Source organism: Streptomyces turgidiscabies Car8 (assembly GCF_000331005.1).
In the GTDB taxonomy this organism is placed as follows: Bacteria; Actinomycetota; Actinomycetes; order Streptomycetales; family Streptomycetaceae; genus Streptomyces; species Streptomyces turgidiscabies.
In genome coordinates this window covers 1-2,406 of sequence record NZ_AEJB01000384.1, presented here as the reverse complement: position 1 = coordinate 2,406, position 2,406 = coordinate 1, and the positions used below count along the sequence as shown (strand labels likewise).

Below are 2,406 nucleotides of genomic sequence, written 5' to 3'. Positions count from 1 at the left end.
AGGAACGGGATGGGACGGGTAGGGGCGGCGGGGGCGAAACAACACCCCCCAATGTGCCGCACGCCATTATGCAACTAGTTGCACAACCCTCCCCCCGTCCTCTACAAAGACAGGACCGACCTGATCCCACCCCACCCCGCCCCGCCCCACTCCACCCCGGAGGCCCCCATGAGCCGCTACCCCCACCTACTGACCCCCCTGAACCTCGGCTTCACCACCCTCCCCAACCGCGTCCTCATGGGCTCCATGCACATAGGCCTCGAAGAAGCCGACCACGGCTTCGAACGCATGGCCGAGTTCTACGCAGCCCGCGCCCGAGGCGGAGTCGGCCTCATCGTCACCGGCGGCATCGCCCCCAACGACGCCGGCCGCCCGGCCGAGGGCGGAGCCAAACTCACCACCGACGCGGAAGCGGACCAGCACCGGACGATCACCGACGCCGTACACCGCGAGGGCGGCAGGATCGCGATGCAGATCCTGCACTTCGGCCGGTACGCCTACCACCAGAACCTGGTCGCCCCCAGCCCCCTCCAGGCCCCGATCAGCCCCTTCACCCCCCACGAACTCACCGACGCCGAGGTCGAGCAGACCATCGACGACTACGCCCACGCCGCCCTCCTCGCCCGCCGGGCCGGCTACGACGGCGTCGAGATCATGGGCTCCGAGGGCTACCTGATCAACGAGTTCATCGCCGCCGGCACCAACCACCGCACCGACCGCTGGGGCGGCTCCTACGAGAACCGCACCCGCTTCCCCCTCGAAATCGTCCGCCGCGTACGCGAAACGGTCGGCGAGGACTTCATCCTCATCTACCGCCTGTCGATGCTGGACCTGGTCCCGGGCGGCTCCACGTTCGACGAGGTCGTCACCCTCGCCAAGGCCGTCGAGGCGGCCGGCGCGAGCATCATCAACACCGGCATCGGCTGGCACGAGGCCCGTATCCCCACCATCGCCACCTCGGTGCCACGCGGCGCGTACACCTGGGTGACGAAGAAGCTCATGGGCGAGGTCGGCATCCCCCTGGTGACCACCAACCGCATCAACACCCCGGAAGTCGCCGAGGAGTTGCTCGCCGACGGCTTCGCGGACATGGTGTCGATGGCCCGCCCGATGCTCGCCGACCCCGACTTCGTCGCCAAGGCGCGCGAGGGGCGTCCCGAGGCGATCAACACCTGCATCGGCTGCAACCAGGCGTGCCTCGACCACACCTTCAGCGGGCGGATCACCTCCTGCCTGGTCAACCCGCGCGCCTGCCACGAGACGGAGCTCGTCCTCTCACCGACCAAGCTGCGCAAGCGAGTCGCCGTCATCGGCGCCGGCCCCGCCGGCCTCGCCTGTGCCGTCTCCGCCGCCGAACGCGGCCACGAGGTCACCCTCTTCGACGCGGCCCCCGAGATCGGCGGCCAGCTGAACGTGGCCCGAAAGGTCCCCGGCAAGCAGGAGTTCGACGAGACCCTGCGCTACTTCCGCCACCAGCTCGACGCCCACGGCGTGGACGTACGCCTCAACACCCCGATAACAGAACACGACTTGACGGATCAGCCGAACTTCGACGAGATCGTCATCGCCACCGGCGTCAGCCCCCGCACCCCCGACATCCCCGGCATCGACCACCCGAGCGTCGTCGGCTACCTCGACGTGCTGCGCGACAACGCGCCCGTCGGCGACCGTGTCGCGATCCTCGGCGCGGGCGGCATCGGCTTCGACGTCGCAGAGTTCCTCACCGACGGTGGCGACAAGACGAGCGAGGACCCGGCGGCGTACTTCCGCGCCTGGGGCGTCGACACGGACCACCGCACCCCGGGCGGACTGGCCGCGCCGGAGCGCCCCGCCCCTCCCCGCAGCGTCCACCTGCTCCAGCGCAAGGCGACCAAGGTCGGCGCCGGGCTCGGCAAGACCACGGGCTGGATCCACCGCACCGAGCTCAAGCACCGGGGCGTCACCATGGTCCCGGGCGTCCAGTACGACCGTATCGACGACGCCGGACTGCATGTCACCGTCGACGGCACCTCGACCGTCCTGCCGGTCGACACCGTCGTCCTGTGCACCGGCCAGGACCCGCGCCGCGACCTGTACGACGCGCTGCTCGCGGCCGGCCGTAGCGTGCACCTGATCGGCGGCGCCGACGTGGCCGCCGAACTGAACGCCAAACGCGCCATCAAGCAGGGCACCGAGGTGGCGGCGGCACTCTGACGGCCGTACAGCGCCCGCCCGTACGAGCGCACGAGCACGGGTCAGCCGGCACCGCCACCACCACCGCTCCCTAGGATTGAGCCATGTCCCTCCCGCACGCGATCCTCACCGCCCTGCTCGAAAAGCCGTCCTCTGGGCTGGAGTTGACCCGCCGGTTCGACAGGTCGATCGGCTACTTCTGGTCGGCCACGCATCAGCAGATCTATCGCGAGC

The 2,406-nt window shown here is 69.9% G+C and carries 2 protein-coding genes; both read left to right on the top strand.

Annotated features, from left to right (window positions below; all coding sequences use genetic code 11):
- Nucleotides 1–168: 168 nt before the first annotated feature.
- Complete coding sequence (locus tag STRTUCAR8_RS28325; RefSeq protein WP_006379516.1) at nt 169–2,193, top strand: NADPH-dependent 2,4-dienoyl-CoA reductase; 2,025 nt, start codon at nt 169–171, stop codon at nt 2,191–2,193.
- An 83-nt stretch (nt 2,194–2,276) separates the two neighbouring features.
- Nucleotides 2,277–2,406, top strand: a 130-nt coding sequence (locus STRTUCAR8_RS28320) for a PadR family transcriptional regulator (RefSeq protein ID WP_006379517.1), incomplete at its 3' end; no start/stop codon positions are given.